The sequence below is a fragment of the Klebsiella oxytoca genome, from assembly GCF_009707385.1.
GTDB lineage: Bacteria > Pseudomonadota > Gammaproteobacteria > Enterobacterales > Enterobacteriaceae > Klebsiella > Klebsiella oxytoca_C.
Genome location: NZ_CP046115.1, coordinates 5,214,964 through 5,231,744, shown reverse-complemented (window position 1 = coordinate 5,231,744; position 16,781 = coordinate 5,214,964). Strand labels below are relative to the sequence as shown.

General features: G+C 56.2%; 11 protein-coding genes and 1 pseudogene. 7 read left to right on the top strand and 5 right to left on the bottom strand.

The window, feature by feature from the left end; all coding sequences use genetic code 11:
• The first annotated feature begins 1 nt into the window (after position 1).
• The 4 genes from GJ746_RS24410 to selB all read left to right on the top strand — a co-directional run bounded on the left by GJ746_RS24410 (position 2) and on the right by selB (position 5,166).
• The gene (locus GJ746_RS24410; RefSeq protein WP_154682477.1) at positions 2–1,138 is read left to right on the top strand and encodes an HlyD family secretion protein; all 1,137 of its coding nucleotides are present in this window, start codon (positions 2–4) and stop codon (positions 1,136–1,138) included.
• Positions 1,139–1,229: 91 nt separating this feature from the next.
• Positions 1,230–1,838 (top strand): glutathione S-transferase, encoded by a 609-nt coding sequence (locus GJ746_RS24405; RefSeq protein ID WP_154682476.1) that lies wholly within the window; start codon positions 1,230–1,232, stop codon positions 1,836–1,838.
• Between the two features lie 95 nt (positions 1,839–1,933).
• Positions 1,934–3,322, top strand: coding sequence for an L-seryl-tRNA(Sec) selenium transferase (gene selA, locus GJ746_RS24400; protein WP_154682475.1), 1,389 nt, complete (start codon positions 1,934–1,936; stop codon positions 3,320–3,322).
• Positions 3,319–5,166 (top strand): selenocysteine-specific translation elongation factor, encoded by a 1,848-nt coding sequence (gene selB, locus GJ746_RS24395; protein WP_154682474.1) that lies wholly within the window; start codon positions 3,319–3,321, stop codon positions 5,164–5,166. The genes selA and selB overlap by 4 nt, the downstream gene beginning before the upstream one ends.
• 109 nt (positions 5,167–5,275) lie before the next feature.
• Here the strand turns inward: selB and GJ746_RS24390 are convergent, their stop codons facing one another.
• On the bottom strand, positions 5,276–7,231 hold the full coding sequence (locus tag GJ746_RS24390) for a glycoside hydrolase family 127 protein (RefSeq protein WP_154682473.1): 1,956 nt from the start codon (positions 7,229–7,231) through the stop codon (positions 5,276–5,278).
• A 10-nt stretch (positions 7,232–7,241) separates the two neighbouring features.
• Positions 7,242–8,642, bottom strand: a complete 1,401-nt coding sequence (locus GJ746_RS24385; RefSeq protein ID WP_154682472.1) for an MFS transporter — start codon at positions 8,640–8,642, stop codon at positions 7,242–7,244.
• 252 nt (positions 8,643–8,894) lie between these two features.
• Here GJ746_RS24385 and GJ746_RS24380 point away from each other — a divergent pair.
• Positions 8,895–9,697: pseudogene (locus GJ746_RS24380) on the top strand (helix-turn-helix domain-containing protein).
• A gap of 111 nt (positions 9,698–9,808) precedes the next feature.
• The gene (locus GJ746_RS24375) at positions 9,809–10,297 is read left to right on the top strand and encodes a 4Fe-4S binding protein (RefSeq protein ID WP_154682471.1); all 489 of its coding nucleotides are present in this window, start codon (positions 9,809–9,811) and stop codon (positions 10,295–10,297) included.
• Between the two features lie 579 nt (positions 10,298–10,876).
• On the opposite strand, the gene avtA is transcribed toward GJ746_RS24375, so the two are convergent.
• A complete protein-coding gene (avtA, locus tag GJ746_RS24370) occupies positions 10,877–12,133 on the bottom strand; it encodes a valine--pyruvate transaminase (RefSeq protein ID WP_154682470.1) in 1,257 nt (418 codons plus the stop codon).
• A 174-nt stretch (positions 12,134–12,307) separates the two neighbouring features.
• Positions 12,308–14,338, bottom strand: coding sequence for an alpha-amylase (locus tag GJ746_RS24365; protein ID WP_154682469.1), 2,031 nt, complete (start codon positions 14,336–14,338; stop codon positions 12,308–12,310).
• Between the two features lie 315 nt (positions 14,339–14,653).
• Here GJ746_RS24365 and GJ746_RS24360 point away from each other — a divergent pair, with 315 nt between their 5' ends.
• Complete coding sequence (locus tag GJ746_RS24360) at positions 14,654–15,481, top strand: protein bax (RefSeq protein ID WP_154682468.1); 828 nt, start codon at positions 14,654–14,656, stop codon at positions 15,479–15,481.
• A 60-nt stretch (positions 15,482–15,541) separates the two neighbouring features.
• Here the strand turns inward: GJ746_RS24360 and xylR are convergent, their stop codons facing one another.
• Complete coding sequence (gene xylR / locus GJ746_RS24355) at positions 15,542–16,720, bottom strand: D-xylose utilization transcriptional activator XylR (protein ID WP_154682467.1); 1,179 nt, start codon at positions 16,718–16,720, stop codon at positions 15,542–15,544.
• Positions 16,721–16,781 lie beyond the last annotated feature (61 nt).

The window sequence follows — 16,781 nt, the reverse complement described above, 5'->3', positions numbered from 1 at the left end:
CATGGATTTGCTGATTATTTTAACCTACGTGGCAATTGCCTGGTCGATATTTAAAATATTTAAGATCCCGGTAAATAAATGGACGGTTCCCACCGCGGCGCTGGGCGGCGTATTTATTGTTAGCGCGCTTATTTTATTAATGAATTACAACCATCCATATACATTTACCGCACAAAAAGCGGTGATTTCTATTCCTGTTACTCCGCAGGTTACCGGCGTGGTCAGCAGCGTCACGGATAAAGCAAATCAACGAGTTAAAAAAGGGGAGATCCTGTTTACTATCGATCCTGCACGTTATCAGGCGCGGGTAGACAGGCTGCAGGCTGACCTTGTTACCGCGCTTCACGGTATTAACAATCTTAAGGCGCAACTTTCTGAGGCCCAGGCAAACACCACGCGCGTTTCCGCGGAGCGCGACCGTCTCTATAAGGACTATCAGCGGTATCTGAAGGGAAGCCAGGCACGGGTTAATCCCTTTTCTGAAAGCGATATCGATAATGCCCGGCAAAACTATCTCGCTCAGGATGCGATGGTAAAGGGCTCGGTCGCCGAGCAGGCGCAAATCCAGAGTCAGCTCGACAGCATGGTTAACGGCGAGCAGTCGCAGGTGGTGAGCCTGCGCGCGCAGCTGGCGGAGGCGAAATATAACCTCGATCAAACCACGGTGCGTGCGCCCAGCGACGGCTATATCACCCAGGTTTTAATTCGCCCTGGAACCTATGCCGCCTCGCTACCGCTGCGTCCGGTGATGGTGTTTATCCCGCAGCAAAAACGGCTGATAGTGGCCCAGTTCCGGCAAAATTCGCTGCTCAGGCTGGAGAAGGGCGACGATGCTGAAGCGGTTTTCAACGCGCTGCCGGGACAGGTCTTTCGCGGCAAACTGGTGAGTATTCTACCGGTAGTGCCGGGCGGAACGTATCAGGCTCAGGGCACGCTGCAAGCATTGACGGTTACGCCGGGTAGCGACGGCGTGCTGGCGACTATCGAGCTGGAGCCCAATGCCGCCGTAGACGCTCTGCCGGACGGGATTTATGCCCAGGTGGCGGTCTATTCCGATCATTTCACCCACGTCTCAGTGATGCGCAAAGTGCTACTGCGCATGACCAGCTGGATGCACTATCTCTATCTGGATCATTAGCGTGAACGTTTTATCCTGAGGTGATTTTGCTCTCTGCTTTTTACCTGCTCCTGCGCCATACTGACTACTTTGTTGGCGAAAGGAGCAGGCAATGAAACTGATCGGCAGCTACACCAGTCCCTTTGTGCGCAAAATTTCCGTCATACTGCTGGAAAAAGCGATCCCCTTCGAGTTCGTCAACGAATCCCCTTATACCGATGCCAGCGGCGTGGCGCAGTACAACCCGTTAGGTAAAGTCCCTGCGCTGGTTACCGACGACGGCGAATGCTGGTATGACTCGTCCATTATTGCTCAATATCTGGAGCTGCTCGGCATCGCGCCGGATATGCTGCCAGCGGAACCGAAAGCGGCGCTGAAACTACGTCAAATTGAAGCGCTGGCTGATGGGGTGATGGAGGCCGCGCAAACGCTGGTAAGAGAGAAAACGCGCCCGGCAGCCCAGCAATCGGAAAGCGAACTGCTACGCCAGAGAGAAAAGGTCGCGCGCGGTCTTGATGCGCTGGAAGGATATGCGGGCGATGGAACGCTACGACCCGATGAACTCAACCTGGCGGGCATTTCAACCGCCTGCGCTATTGCTTATCTTAATTTTCGCCGCGTTGCGCCCGGCTGGTGCGCCACCCGACCCAAACTGGTTCGCCTGGTGGACTCGCTCTTTCAGCGTCCCAGCTTTGCACGTACCGAACCGCCGGTGAGTTGACTCAGGCAGGTAACAGTTTTTGCGCGGAAGCATTACAATTGCCGCTCATTTGTTGACTCCCTCTCCCGTCGGGAGGGGGGAAAATAGGTTCATTCATGACTACCGAAATTCGTGCGCTTTATACCCGGCTTCCGGCCATCGACCGTCTACTCCGCGATCCCGCATTTTCACCGCTGCTGACGCAATACGGTCACTCCCAGACGGTAGCGCTGCTGCGTCAGATGCTGGACGAAGCGCGGGAATTTATCCGCCTGAACCTGGCGCTGCCGACGTGGTGCGAAGAGTGGCAACAGGAAACTCTACGACGCCTGGAGCTGACGCAGCAAAGCGCTCTGCGCCCGGTTTTCAATCTTACCGGCACCGTGCTGCATACCAATCTTGGCCGCGCGATTCAGGCGGAAGCTGCGGTGAAGGCGGTGGCTCAGGCGATGCGTGCGCCGGTGACGCTGGAATACGATCTTGACGATGCCGGACGCGGTCACCGCGACCGCGCGCTGGCCGATCTGCTTTGCCAGCTCACCGGTGCGGAAGACGCCTGTATCGTTAACAACAACGCGGCGGCGGTGCTGTTGATGCTGGCGGCTACCGCTGGCGGTAAAGAGGTGGTGGTTTCGCGCGGCGAACTGGTAGAGATCGGCGGCGCGTTCCGTATTCCCGATGTGATGCGCCAGGCCGGCTGCGTCCTGCATGAAGTGGGGACCACCAACCGTACCCACGCGAAAGATTATCGTCAGGCTGTTAATGAGAATACCGGCCTGCTCATGAAGGTTCATACCAGCAACTACAGCATTGAGGGTTTTACTAAAGCTGTGGATGAGGCGGAGCTGGCGGAGATTGGCCGCGAGCTGAATATTCCGGTGGTTGCCGATCTCGGCAGCGGCTCGCTGGTTGATTTAAGCCAGTACGGCCTGCCGAAAGAGCCGATGCCGCAGGAGATGATTGCCGCCGGCGTGAGCCTGGTGAGCTTCTCCGGCGATAAACTGCTGGGCGGCCCGCAGGCGGGGATCATCGTTGGCAAAAAAGCGCAGATCGCTCGTTTGCAGAGTCATCCGCTCAAGCGCGCCCTGCGGGCGGATAAAATGACCCTCGCGGCGCTGGAGGCTACGCTGCGCCTCTATCTGCACCCGGAAAAACTGGCCGCTGAACTGCCGACCCTGCGTCTGCTGACCCGCCAGGCGGATGAGATCACTCAGCAAGGCGAGCGCATTCAGGCCACGCTGGCTGAGCATTATGCTGATTTTGAGCTGCGGGTTGAGCCGTGCCTGTCGCAGATCGGCAGCGGTTCGCTGCCGGTGGACCGGCTACCCAGCGCGGCGCTGACGTTTACTCCGCGCGATGGCCGCGGTAGCCAGCTGGAGGCCCTGGCGGCCCGCTGGCGTCTGTTGCCCGTGCCGGTTATCGGTAGGATCTACGATGGCCGTCTGTGGCTCGATCTGCGCTGTCTTGAGGATGAAACCCGGTTTATGGAGATGTTATTGAGATGATTATTGCCACCGCTGGTCACGTTGACCACGGCAAAACTACGCTGCTACAGGCGATTACCGGCATCAATGCCGATCGCCTGCCGGAAGAGAAAGCGCGCGGGATGACCATCGACCTCGGCTACGCCTACTGGCCGCAGCCCGATGGGCGGGTGCTGGGTTTTATCGACGTTCCCGGCCACGAAAAGTTCTTGTCCAATATGCTGGCCGGCGTTGGCGGTATCGATCATGCGCTGCTGGTGGTGGCCTGCGATGATGGGGTCATGGCGCAGACGCGCGAGCACCTGGCGATCCTCCAGCTTACCGGGAGCCCGACGTTAACCGTTGCGTTGACTAAAGCGGACCGCGTAGAAGCAACGCGGATCGAAGAAGTAAAGGCGGAAATCGACGCGGTACTGGCGGAGTTCGGTTTTACCGGAGCGACCCTGTTTGTCGTTGCGGCGACGGAAGGACGGGGTATCGCCGAGCTGCGGGAACATCTACTGCAGCTTGCAGCACGCGCGCATCCGCAGCATCAACGCTTCCGTCTGGCGATCGACCGGGCGTTTACCGTTAAAGGCGCGGGGCTGGTGGTTACCGGGACGGCGTTATCCGGCGAAGTTAACGTTGGCGATACGCTGTGGCTGACCGGCGTCGATAAACCGATGCGCGTGCGCGGTCTGCACGCGCAAAATCAGGCGGTTGAGCAGGCCTGCGCCGGCCAGCGTATTGCCCTGAATATTGCCGGCGATGCGCAAAAAGAGGATCTCAACCGCGGCGACTGGCTGCTGGCGGTGCCGCCGCCGGAAGCCTCTGAACGGGTCATTGTCGAACTCCAGTGCCACACGCCGCTTAGCCAGTGGCAGCCGCTGCATATCCACCATGCCGCCAGCCATATCACCGGCCGCGTGTCGCTGCTGGAAGGTTCGCTGGCGGAGCTGGTTTTTGATACGCCGCTGCGGCTGGCGGATAACGACCGCCTGGTGCTGCGCGATATTTCCGCGCGCCTGACGCTCGCCGGCGCGCGGGTAGTTGCGCTTAATCCCCCGCGCCGGGGCAAGCGTAAGCCGGAGTATCTACAGTGGCTGCACGCGCTGGCCGCTGCGCAGGGTGATGATGCCCGGGCGTTAGATATTCATCTCCAGCGCGATGCGGTGCGTCTCAATGATTTCGCCTGGGCGCGTCAGCTCAGCGATGAGGGCCTGAAAGCGCTGATTAACCGTCCTGACTATCTCCAGGCGGGAAATAGCCTGCTTAGCGCCCCGCTGGCCGCGCGCTGGCAGCGAAAGCTGCTTGATGCCCTTGCGCGCTATCACGATCAGCATCGCGATGAGCCGGGACCGGGACGCGAACGCCTGCGGCGTATCGCGCTGCCGATGGAAGATGAAGCGCTGGTGCTGCTGCTGATTGAACAGATGCGCGAAAGCGGTATTGTTCATAGTCACCATGGCTGGCTGCACCTGCCGGAGCATAAAGCGGGTTTTACCGATGAGCAGCAGGCAATCTGGCTGAGGGTTGCCGGGCTGTTTGCCGATGAGCCGTGGTGGGTGCGCGATCTGGCGCGGGAAGCCAACGTGGAAGAGTCGTTGATGCGTGCGGTACTACGCCAGGCGGCACAGCAGGGGATGATTACCGCGATCGTGAAAGATCGCTACTATCGTAACGATCGGATTATCGCCTTCGCTAAAATGATCCGCGAGCTGGACCAGGAGAGAGGATCAACCTGCGCGGCCGATTTTCGCGATACGCTGAACGTTGGGCGCAAGCTGGCGATTCAGATCCTCGAGTATTTCGACCGTATCGGCTTCACCCGCCGCCGTGGAAATGACCATATTCTGCGCGATAAGGCATTGTTTATTAAAGAATAAAATAATCCCCCGGAGGCGGCGCCTGGCGCGCCTGTCCGGGCTACTGGCTACGATAACGCACAAACCTTGTAGCCCCGGTAAGCGCAGCGCCACCGGGGAATGCTCACACTTACGCTTCCTTCACCCAGATACGCATTTCGCCTTCGCCGCGGTTGGCCCAGCTAAACCACGGAATAAAGGTCAGCGTTTGCGGCTGGCGGGTGGAGGGGACGTGGTCGTAGTTCCACAGCGTCTGGCTTTCAGCATCCTCCGCCGTTTGCTTATACCCCGGCGCCTGGAGAAGTATCTTGTGGGCAAAAATCCCTTTGCCTTCAAAGGCGGTAAACCGGGCATCGCGCGGCAACTGTAGGTTATGCAGCTGCTCGCCGTTATCCGCCTGCTCCAGGCAGTAAACCAGCGGGCCGCGCTGGACGGCGACCTGACCGACCTGATGGCGCACCAGCGGGTTGCCGTAAATGCGGCGTACCGGCATCGGTAGGGTCAACAGCAGCGTGTCGCCCTCCTGCCAGAGATGGCTAATATGCAGATAACCTCTGCGTACATCCTGCGTAGCCGGTACGCCGTTGAGCGTGACCTGCGGCTTATCACACCAGTCCGGCAGGCGCAGCGCCAGGGTATGATTAACCGGTGAAGATGAATCGATGACTATCTTCACCTGTTCCTGCCACGGATAGTTGCCGCTGATGCGCAGGTGTAGCGTCTCCTTGCCCACCGGGATCTCCACGCTGTTGCCGACATACAGGTTGATGTACAGGGCGTCATCGCGCGGCGTGTAGATATAGTGCCCCAGCGAGGTCAGCACGCGGGCGATATTCGGCGGACAGCAGGCGCAGCCGAACCAGCGCTGACGGACGGGTTTAACGTGATCGTAAATATGGTTGAATTTTAAGGATTTGGGATGCACTTCCAGCGGATTGACGTAGAAGAAGTGCTTGCCGTCCAGCGCCATACCGCCCAGAACGGTGTTATACAGCGCGCGCTCCATCACGTCGGCATATTGGCTGTCGGCTTCCATCTCCAGCATCCGACGGGCAAACATCATCAGCCCAATGGAAGCGCAGCTTTCGGCATACACCGTGTCGTTTGGCAGATCGTAGTCGCTGCTGAACGCCTCGCCGCTGCTCTGCGAACCAATACCGCCGGTGATATACAGCTGGCGCTGGGCCATGTTTTTCCACAGGCGCAGGCAGTCCTGACGCTTGCCCTCGTCCTGGCTTAAGCGAGCAAGATGGGCGATGCCGGTCATCAGATAGACGAAACGCACCGCGTGGCCGATGGCGACCGGCTGTTCGGAAACCGGCTGATGCGCCTGACTGTAGGGTTTATCCATGACCATCCACGCCGGACCGTAGGTGTTCCAGTAAGAGGTTTTGCCGCGCTTCTCATATTCGATATCGTAAAAATGCGGCCGCGTTCCGCGCGCCTCAACGAAGTAGTTTACTAACGCCAGGTAGCGCGGTTCCTGCGTCACTTCGTACAGACGCATTAACGCCAGCTCAATTTCCGGGTGTCCAGGGTAGCCGTGCAGCTGGTTATCTCCGGGGCCAAACACGCTATCAATGTGGTCAGCGAGGCGGCAGACGACATCCAGCAGACGACGTTTGCCGGTAGCCTGGAAGAAGGCGACGCCCGCTTCAATCATGTGCCCGGCGCAGTACAGTTCGTGGCATTCGGCGAGGTTGGTCCAGCGCTCCTCTGGCGCTTTGACCGTGAAATATGTATTCAGATAGCCATCTTCACACTGGGCGGCCGCGACCAGTTCAATCACCTCATCGGCGGTTTTTTCCAGCCCGGCGTCCGGCTTCTGACACAGCGACCAGGCCACCGCCTCCAGCCATTTCGCCACGTCGCTGTCCTGAAAGACCATGCCGTAGAATTCGCCCTCCTGTCGCCCGGCGGCGATGCGGAAGTTCTCTATCGCATGGCTCGGGTCCGCCTCCTCGATACGGTCGTTAAGCGCATCCCACTGATAAGGGATCACCACATCGCGCACCAGCTGCTGGTACTGGCCGAGGAACGAGTCGTTGATTTTCAGTTTGTGCAGATCGACTTCCATAACAGACATGACGGACTCCTTAAGGCTGAACATGACGCGTACGCAGATCGCTGGCGATGCGCGCCATCATCGGATTGTTGAGCTTGCAGGCGCGAATGGAAAAGGCCAGCAGCAGATGGAACAGGGCGGGCAGCAGGGTCTCCATGGAGGTGATACCCGCCAGTGATGATGCAGTCTGGTTTTCCGCACCCGGCAGATAAGCCACGTAGATAAACACGAGGCTAATAATCCCGGCGCTGGAGGCCCACGCCAGCTTGATAAAGAACAGGTTAAAGGCGAAGTTCATCCCGGAAGAGCGCACCCCGGTTTTCCATTCGCCGTAATCGTCGGAGAAGGCCATCAGCGAAAAGTGCAGCGGCAGGGTGAAGCCAAGAATAATGCCGTTGCCGAGGATGACGACCAGCCACAGGATCTGGTACGCCTGCCCGGTGGGCAAAAACCACATCGTCACGGCCAGCGCGGCCAGCGTCAGGTTGGTGTAGTAGTAGAGTTTGACGGTATCGAAGCGGTGCGACAGCAGGTTAATGATGACGGAACCGCCAATGGAGGCGAAGGTTACCATAGTGAAGAATAGCGATGTGTAGCCGGTAGAACCGCCCAGCACGTAGGTAATGAAGTACATGTAGCCGCCACCGCGGATATTGAAGACGTTGATGAGCAGAAATGACATCACCAGCATCAGCAGCAGCTGGTCGTTTTTACGCAGCCCGGCGATATGCTCGCGCAGGGTAAATTTCCCCATCACATCCAGCGAGACGCGTTCGCGAACCCAGAAAAAACAGCACAGGAACATCGCCACCGCGATAGCGCAGAGTACGCCAACGCCGTACTGATATCCCTGCGCGGTATCGCCCTGGCCGAGCGCTTTTACCATCCACGGCAGCCCAACGGAGACTAAGAAACCCGCCACGCCGCACAGCACAAAACGCCATGCCTGGCATGAGATAACCTCGGTATGACGCGTGGTCATGGTGTTAATCAGCGCGCAGTAGGGGACGTTTATCGCGGTGTAGCTCACCGACAGCAATAGATAGGTGCCGAATGCCCAGGCGATTTTTATCCCCATGCTGGCATCGGGCACGGTAAACGTCAGGACGCCGATAACGCCGATCGGCACGGCAATCCACAGCTGCCAGGGACGAAAGCGTCCCCAGCGGCTCTGGGTACGATCGGCGAGCACGCCCATGATCGGGTCGGAAACGGCGTCGAAAACGCGCAGGGCCAGGAACATGGTCCCGACCAGCGCGGGCGTCAGGCCGAAGACATCGGTATAGAAAAAAGTCAAAAAGTTCATGATCAGGCAGGTAATCACCGTCCCGCCCGCGTCGCCCAGTCCGTAGCCTATTTTTTCCCGAAGGGATAATTTGTCGTCCTGGGCACGCTGTGCCAAATCAGTTGTGGTAATCGGAGCCGAAGTCATAAATAACTCCCGGAGATGATGTGCGAATAATATCCCGCTGAAGTGCGGGCTTTAATTGTGTTATTTGCAAATGACGTTATTTATTCTGCACTAAATGTTGGGGGCAACAAGGGAAGGAAAAAGTATAAAAAGAGGACGATTCCGACCTGATGGTAAAAATGTGATTTCGATCCAGCAGGCGGCTATTTTATCGTGAATAATCAAAGTTAACAGGAGTTATTAATGATATTAAAAGCGGAATATTGAATGTCTATGCTTGAATTGTCCATGTCACTTCCGATTAAGGTGCAAAATGGGGGTTGTTTATTTCTCGTGGTATCGGTAGCCATCCAGCGCGCCAGCTTCACTCCTGGGAAATAATCTTTGTGGAAAAAGGGACATTAACGATTCGCGAAAACAACAACGTTTTTAGCGTTAATGCCGGGGAAAGTTTGCTGCTCTGGCCACAGCGATTACACGTTGGGATCGGACAATTTCCGGCAGATTTAAAATTCTACTGGCTGCATTTTGAAGTGACCTCTGCTGAAGGCGGTTCGCTGCTTTCTATTCCACAACACACGCGAGTTAATGAACCGCAGTATATTATTTCGCTGTTTCGCCAGTTCTTACGTGAGCAGGAAAATATTCATCGTAGCGTAGCGCTGGAATTAATCCTGCTGCTGATTTTGCAGCAAATCTCGGCGGCGGCAAATGAACAGCCTACCGATAGCCCCGGCAACGCGCTGGCGTGGAGAGCACAGCAAATCATTCATACCCAGTTTCATCTACCTATTTCCGCCTCAACGCTGGCGCGGGAACTGCACTGCAACGCCGATTATCTGGGGCGGGTTTATCGACATGCTTTTCGTCTAACTCTAACCGAAGCGCTGCACCGCCAGCGGGTGAGGGCGGCGGAAAAGCTGCTTATCAGCGATTTCCTGTCGCTTACCGAGGTGGCGATGAAATGCGGTTTTAACGACGTGGGCTATTTCCGTAAAATTTTCCGCAAGCACACCAGCCTGACGCCTGCAGCGTGGAAGCGCCGTTACTGCAAGGAACATATTAATTCGGTATAAGGAATAAATTTTGTACCGCATATGCCAAAAAAGCCGCTGACTCCATTCAGGATCAAGGCGCGGAAGCGGTTTTTTCTGGCACTCTGCGTTTTTATCCCCATTGGAGCAAGGATGAACCGGTTTATTATCGCGGATGCGCAAAAGTGCATTGGTTGCCGTACCTGTGAAGTCGCCTGCGTGGTGTCCCATCAGCAGAGTCAGGATTGTTCTGGCGTGTCAGCTGCGCGCTTTGCGCCGCGGATACGAGTGGTGAAAAGCGATGATCTTTCAACAGCAACGCTGTGCCGACAGTGTGAGGACGCTCCCTGCGCCAATGTGTGTCCTGAGGGCGCTATCCGCCGTGAAAACTCAGTCTGGCGCGTAGATCAGCGGCGCTGCATCGGATGCAAAAGCTGTATGGTGGCCTGTCCCTATGGCGCGATGACCGTGGTGCTGGTGGATGATGGGGTACAGGCGCTGAAGTGCGATTTGTGCAGCCATCGCGAGGAAGGCCCGGCGTGCGTGGCGGCGTGCCCGACTCAGGCGCTGTACTGCATGGAGCCGATGGAGCTGGAGAGAATGGCCGCTGAACGTCGCCAGAGAATGGCGCTGGCGATCTAGCCTGTCTCCCCGGAGGCGGCGCTTAACGTGCCTTGTCCGGGCTACTGGCCCACAGAGGGCTGTGACCTGGTAGCACGGTTAAGCGCAGCGCGAGCCGGGAAGAAAACAGCAGCAGTTCTTCAGGCTCCGCATCTTCCCGGAGGCGGCGCTTAACGCGCCTTGTCCGGGCTACCGGCCCGCAGAGGGCTGTGACCTGGTAGCCCGGCTAAGCGCAGCGCGAGCCGGGAAGAAAACAGCAGCAGTTCTTCAGGCTCCGGATATCCCCGGAGGTGGCGCTTAACGCGCCTTGTCCGGGCTACTGGCCCGCAGAGGGCTGTGACCTGGTAGCCCGCTAAGCGCAGCGCGAGCCGGGAAGAGAACAGCAGCAGTTCATCAGGCCCCGTATCTCCCCGGAGGCGGCGCTTAACGCGCCTTGTCCGGGCTACCGGCCCGCAGAGGGCTGTGACCTGGTAGCCCGGCTAAGCGCAGCGCGAGCCGGGAAGAAAACAGCAGCAGTTCATCAGGCCCCGAATCTCCCCGGCTAAGCGCAGCGCGAGCCGGGAATAGCCCTGGCTTATTCGGGCCTCTGGCGCGTGCTTATTACGCGCGCTGTTCACTCCATGCGCGTTCAACTTCTTCGGCGAGAATCTTCACGCCCGCTTCAATCTTCTGCGGATCCGGCACGTAGTTCATACGCATGCATTGATGCGTGTGCGGCCACGGCTTATCCAGTCCAGGAAAGAAATAATCGCCCGGTACCATCAGTACGCCGCGTTTTTTCAGACGCTGATACAGCAGCTCGGTAGAAATCGGCAGATCTTTAAACCATAGCCAGAGGAAAATCGCCCCTTCCGGCTTATGAATCAGGCAGCGATCTTCCGGCAGATAGCGGCGAATAATGGCGATAGTTTCCTGTACGCGCTGGAAATAGAACGGCTTAATCACCGTTTCTGACAGGCGCAGCAGGTCGTTACGTTTAATCATCTCACACATTATCGCAGGCCCCATTCCTCCAGGAGCGAGGCTGATAATGCCGTTCATATTACTGATGGCGGTGATGATTTTTTCATTGGCGACGATAATTCCGCAGCGGCTGCCCGGCAGGCCGAGCTTGGAGAGGCTCATACACAGGACAATATTCGGATTCCACAGCGGTCGGGCGTCGCTGAAAATAATCCCCGGGAACGGAACGCCATAGGCATTATCGATAACCAGCGGGATGCCGTGCTGGTTAGCCAGCGCATCCAGCTTGATTAGCTCATCGTCGGTTATCACGTTACCGGTGGGGTTAGTGGGACGGGAAACGCAGATCATGCCCGTTTCGTCCGTTACCTGTAAATGTTCGAAATCCACGTGGTATTTAAACTGGCCCTCAGGCAGCAGCTCGATGTTCGGGCGAGTGGCGACAAACAGGTCTTCTTCGAGGCCGGAATCGGCGTAGCCTATGTACTCGGGTGTCAACGGAAACAGCACTTTACGGGTGGTTCCATCCGCACGACGGCCTGCGAAGAGGTTAAACAAGTAGAAAAACGCGCTCTGGCTGCCGTTTGTCAGTGCAATATTCTGTGGTTCTATCTCCCACCCCAGTTCTTCGCGCAGCATTCGCGCCAGCAGGCTCAGCAGCTCGCTTTTACCCTGCGGACCATCATAATTGCAAAGCGCATCAAGGGCTTTGCCGTTATTTAGCATATCGTTCAGCAGGTTATGAAAGTAATCATTCATTTCAGGAATCTGTGCGGGATTACCGCCGCCCAGCATGATGGCGCCCGGCGTGCGCAGGCCGTCATTAAGGTCTTCCATCAAGCGGGTTATGCCCGAATGACGGGTAAATTTGTCGCCAAAAAGTGAAAATGTCATCGCGATTAGTCTGTCGGTATCCCAGGAAAGTGGGTAACCATAACGCCAGCACAGGCAGGGTGCAAATCGAGGTATCAGAAAGAAATTTTGTTTTTATGCTGCAAGATGTGGGTTTTTTGGACGTTTATCCTGATATGACTCCCCCGGAAGCCGGGGGAGCCTTGCGTCAGAAAGCTATTGCTGTCCCGCCCATACCACCATCACTTTGTCATCACCGCTCTCGCGGATAAAGCCGTAGCCTTTCGCCATCGATAGCGTGGTTTGTTTACCCATGCCAATGGCCGGATGACGGGCGCGGAACTGGCCCAGTTTCTCCCAGTGGGTTACGTTATGCGCGGCTTTACCGTTGACGTCCTGCCAGTTCATATCCGAACGCGTGCCCTGAAGCGGATCGGAGCCGGTCGGGCCGAACGGTCGTGAGGATTCGTCGCCATAGAAGATCTGCACTGCGCCAGGCGCGAGCAGCAGCAGTTCCGCCGCCGTACTGCCGCCCTTACGGAACAGGCTGGTGTCGTGTGAGGAGAGATAGCTTAAAACGTTGAAGTCCTGGAGCTTCTCCGCCATTTGTTGCCAGATCAGGTCCATATTTGCCAGGCAACTGGTCGCTTTTGCCGCCTGGTCCTGATAATCAAAGTTGAGCATTGCATCAAAGCCGTGGCGATAGTAATCACTCTGCATCACGCCGTGGCCCCAGGCTTCGCCGGTCATCCAGAAAGGCGCGCTATCCAGCGCTTTATCCGGATTCGCTTTTTTCCATTCGGCCAGCGCTTCTGTAGCCTGGGTTTTTAACTGTAGCCAGGCGGCCTGCTCAACGTGCTTAGCGGTATCGACGCGGAAACCGTCGATGCCGTAATCACGCACCCATTGGCTCAGCCAGTGGGTCAAATAATCGCGCGGCGTGTAGCCGGGGATCTCTTTAGCCGCGCTATCCGGCTTATGGCGATAGAAGTTCGGCAGACCGGATGGCTCTGTGGATTCAGTTTTCAGATCCGGCAGGAACGCCAGCGACATGGTCAGGTCGTCAAAACCGGGGTTGTCGTAGTCGCCAATGTCGGTGCGGATCCATTTTTTACCCCACCATTTCTCCCAACCGGCTTTATCGCTGAAGTTGATGTAGTCGTTAAAGCTGTGCCAGCTCTGACCGGCGCGGGGCTTCCAGTCGGTCCAGCGCTCTCCGAGGGTCTTTTTCAGCTCATCGCCCTGAATGTACAGAGAACCAAACTGAAACGCCTGCATATCGGCCAGGGTCGCGTAGCCGGTATGGTTCATTACAATGTCGAACAGAATACGGATCCCGCGCTTGTGGGCTTCATCCACGAGTCGACGCAGATCGTCTTCCGTCCCCATATTGGCATCGAGCTTCGTCCAGTCCTGGGTGTAATAGCCGTGATAGGCGTAATGCGGAAAATCGCCTTTCGTACCGCCGCCAACCCAGCCGTGAATTTGCTCCAGCGGTGAGCTGATCCAGAGCGCGTTGACCCCGAGCTGCTGAAGATAATCAAGTTTACTGGTCAGCCCCTGCAGGTCGCCGCCGTGGAAGGTGCCGATTTCCTCCATGCCGTCTTTATGGCGGCCATAGCTATTGTCGTTGGCCGGGTTGCCGTTAACAAAGCGATCGGTCAGGACAAAATAGACGGTGGCGTTATGCCAGTCGAAGGGCGCGGCGGCCTGCGTTTCCGCGCGCTCAAGCAGCAGTAGACCATTGCTGTTAAAGGCCGGTTGAAGGGTAATTTTACCGCCGCTTACGGTAGCAATATTGCCGCTGTAGAAGTCGCGAACTTTACTGCCTTCAGCAAATGATTTACTGACGTCAATGGTCAGCGGTTTGCCATCCCATTTCGGGCATTGCTGAATCTGCGGCGCGGCGGCGGCAGTCTGTGTCTCTACCAGGGAGACCATCAGAGTTGGCGTACCCGAGCGGGTATCGACTTCCAGGTTATAACGGCCATCGCGGAAGACGCGCCACTGCGGCGCAGAGTCGCGGCAGGGCTCCATAGATAGCATCTGGTTAAGCTTGATCGCGCCAGCGGGCTGCCAGCACTGTTGGTCAAAATTAATTCGCAGAGGGCGAGTACCCTTTGCCACCTCGTTCTGACTGATAAATCTGCCGGTGCCTTCTTCGGTAAAGGCGGGGAAATCTGCGGTAGTCCAGGCGGCGAAGGCCATCCCAGGCAACAGCAGCGATGCAAGCGCAGCGAGTTTCATTCCGGAGTCCTGTGTACGGTATTTTGTTCAGTTTGCGCGTCTGCTCCTCTAATGAACTCATCCCGGCTGCGCTTTTCGAGGGAGGATGAATAAGGGTGAGTGATCGCGTTCAAAAAATGAGCGCGAAATGAGATTTTTGTCGCATTTTTGAGCTGTTGTAATGCCGCAGAAACCGATTTCAGAGGACAGCTTTTCGGAATTGGACTATTTCTGTGGGTGCGTCATCTGGGTATTTTTGATACTATTCGCGATTCAACTATCGATTTTTTGTGAAAAACAAGGCGTTGCAATGATTGCATCCGACCAGGAGACCTAATGATATCGACTCCCATTCGACGATATGGGGCCGCGATACTCATGTTACTTACCTGTATATTTTCAGGTAGTGTGCTGGCAACAACACACACGGCAACAACGAGTCATAAAGCCCCAATTGTTAAAAAGAAAAGTACCGATAAAGTAAGCAAGGTAAGCAGTAAACAAGAGTATTCTCGCAATAGTGTAAAGAGCAGTTCACTTCCTGATTTGCGAAAATACCCTTCCGGGACACCAAGGAAAAAAGCGTTTCTCCGGACGGTAATGCCTTATATTACGAAACAGAATCAGGTGATTACTGCCGATCGTAACTGGCTGGTTTCCAAGCAGTACGATGCGCGTTGGTCACCTTCGGAGCGTGCGCGCCTGAAAGAGCTCGCCTCTCGCTACAAAGTGAAATGGTCCGGCAATACTCGCCATATTCCATGGAACTCGTTGCTTGAGCGCGTGGATATTATCCCGAACAGCATGGTAGCTACCATGGCGGCGGCGGAAAGCGGTTGGGGAACGTCAAAGCTGGCGCGCGTTAACAACAATCTGTTTGGTATGAAGTGTGGCGGTGGAAACTGCCGCGGCGCGGTGAAGGGTTACTCCCAGTTTGATTCTGTGGAACAGTCCGTTCAGGCCTACGTGAGAAACCTGAATACGCATCCGGCCTATTCATCGTTCCGTAAATCGCGTGCGCAGCTGCGTAAAGCCGATCAGGAAGTGACCGCCAGCACAATGATTCATAAGCTGAAGGGCTATTCGACCAAAGGGTCGAGCTATAACAACTATCTCTTCGCGATGTATCAGGATAACCAGCGGTTGATTGCTGCACACATGTAATTGCTCATACATGTTTTTATGAATGCCCGGCGCGCAAGCCCGGGCATTTTTCTTTGCGCTTTACATCATCACTTCACTGTGCCGATCGCGGTACTCCTTCGGCGTCACGTCGTACTCTTTCTTAAACACCGAATAGAAATACTGCAGCGATGGATAACCGCACATTTGGGAGATTTCGTTAATCGATAGCGTGGTCGAGACCAGCAGGCTGCGCGCTTTTTCCAGCTTCTCGCTATGAATTACCGTATGTATGGTCTCGCCCACTTCCTCTTTAAAGCGCTTTTCCAGATTTGAGCGAGAAATGCCAACGGCATCCAGTACCTGTTCAACTTTAATCCCTTTACAGGCGTGGTTGCGAATATAGTGCATTGCCTGAATAACCGATGGATCGGTGAGCGAGCGGTAGTCGGTGGAACGGCGCTCTATCACGCGCATCGGTGGGATCAGCTGGCGCTGGAGCGGTAACTCTTCTTTCTCCAGCAGGCGGTGCAGCAGCTTTGCCGCCTGGTAGCCCATCTGACGTGTTCCCTGGGCAACTGATGACAGCGCCACGCGCGACAGGTAGCGGGTGAGCTCTTCGTTATCAATGCCGATAACGCACAGTTTTTCCGGCACCGGGATGTGCAGTAGCTCACAGGCCTGTAAGACGTGGCGCGCACGGGCGTCGGTGACGGCGATAATGCCGGTTTGCGGCGGCAGAGTTTGCAGCCAGTCGGCAAGGCGATTTTGCGCATGCTGCCAGTTTTCTGGCGCCGTCTCGAGGCCCTGATACACCACGCCGCGATACTTCTCTCTGGCGACCAGCTGGCAAAACGCATGTTCGCGCTCGGCGGCCCAGCCCTTACAGCTGGAAGTTGGCAGGCCGTAAAAAGCGAAGCGGTTGATGCCTTTTTCCTTCAGATGCAGGAAAGCGCTCTCAACCAGAGCGGCGTTATCGGTGGCGATATAGTGTACTGGGGGATAGCATTCAGGGCGATGGAAAGAGCCACCGACGCCGACAATCGGAACATTAACGTCGATCAGCAGGTTTTCAATTTCCGGATCGTCGTAATCGGCAATAACGCCGTCGCCTAACCAGTCCTTGATGTTTTCAATTCGCGCCCGAAAATCTTCCTCGATGAAGATATCCCATTCCAATTGCGATGCTTGTAGATATTCGCCAACGCCCTCAACGACCTGACGGTCGTAGGCCTTGTTGGCGTTAAATAACAGCGTAATACGGTGACGCTTTTCAAACATAGTGTTGTTCCTGGTCTTTCTGGCAGGCCATACAATACCGGCCAATGCCCGGTTTATTTCA

Excerpts from the sequence above, each read along its gene's own strand:
- GJ746_RS24410 (WP_154682477.1), top strand. The coding sequence starts at position 2 with ATGGATTTGCTGATTATTTTAACCTACGTGGCAATTGCCTGGTCGATA.
- GJ746_RS24405 (WP_154682476.1), top strand. The coding sequence starts at position 1,230 with ATGAAACTGATCGGCAGCTACACCAGTCCCTTTGTGCGCAAAATTTCC.
- selA (WP_154682475.1), top strand. The coding sequence starts at position 1,934 with ATGACTACCGAAATTCGTGCGCTTTATACCCGGCTTCCGGCCATCGAC.
- selB (WP_154682474.1), top strand. The coding sequence starts at position 3,319 with ATGATTATTGCCACCGCTGGTCACGTTGACCACGGCAAAACTACGCTG.
- GJ746_RS24390 (WP_154682473.1), bottom strand. The coding sequence starts at position 7,231 with ATGTCTGTTATGGAAGTCGATCTGCACAAACTGAAAATCAACGACTCG.
- GJ746_RS24385 (WP_154682472.1), bottom strand. The coding sequence starts at position 8,642 with ATGACTTCGGCTCCGATTACCACAACTGATTTGGCACAGCGTGCCCAG.
- GJ746_RS24375 (WP_154682471.1), top strand. The coding sequence starts at position 9,809 with ATGAACCGGTTTATTATCGCGGATGCGCAAAAGTGCATTGGTTGCCGT.
- avtA (WP_154682470.1), bottom strand. The coding sequence starts at position 12,133 with ATGACATTTTCACTTTTTGGCGACAAATTTACCCGTCATTCGGGCATA.
- GJ746_RS24365 (WP_154682469.1), bottom strand. The coding sequence starts at position 14,338 with ATGAAACTCGCTGCGCTTGCATCGCTGCTGTTGCCTGGGATGGCCTTC.
- GJ746_RS24360 (WP_154682468.1), top strand. The coding sequence starts at position 14,654 with ATGATATCGACTCCCATTCGACGATATGGGGCCGCGATACTCATGTTA.
- xylR (WP_154682467.1), bottom strand. The coding sequence starts at position 16,720 with ATGTTTGAAAAGCGTCACCGTATTACGCTGTTATTTAACGCCAACAAG.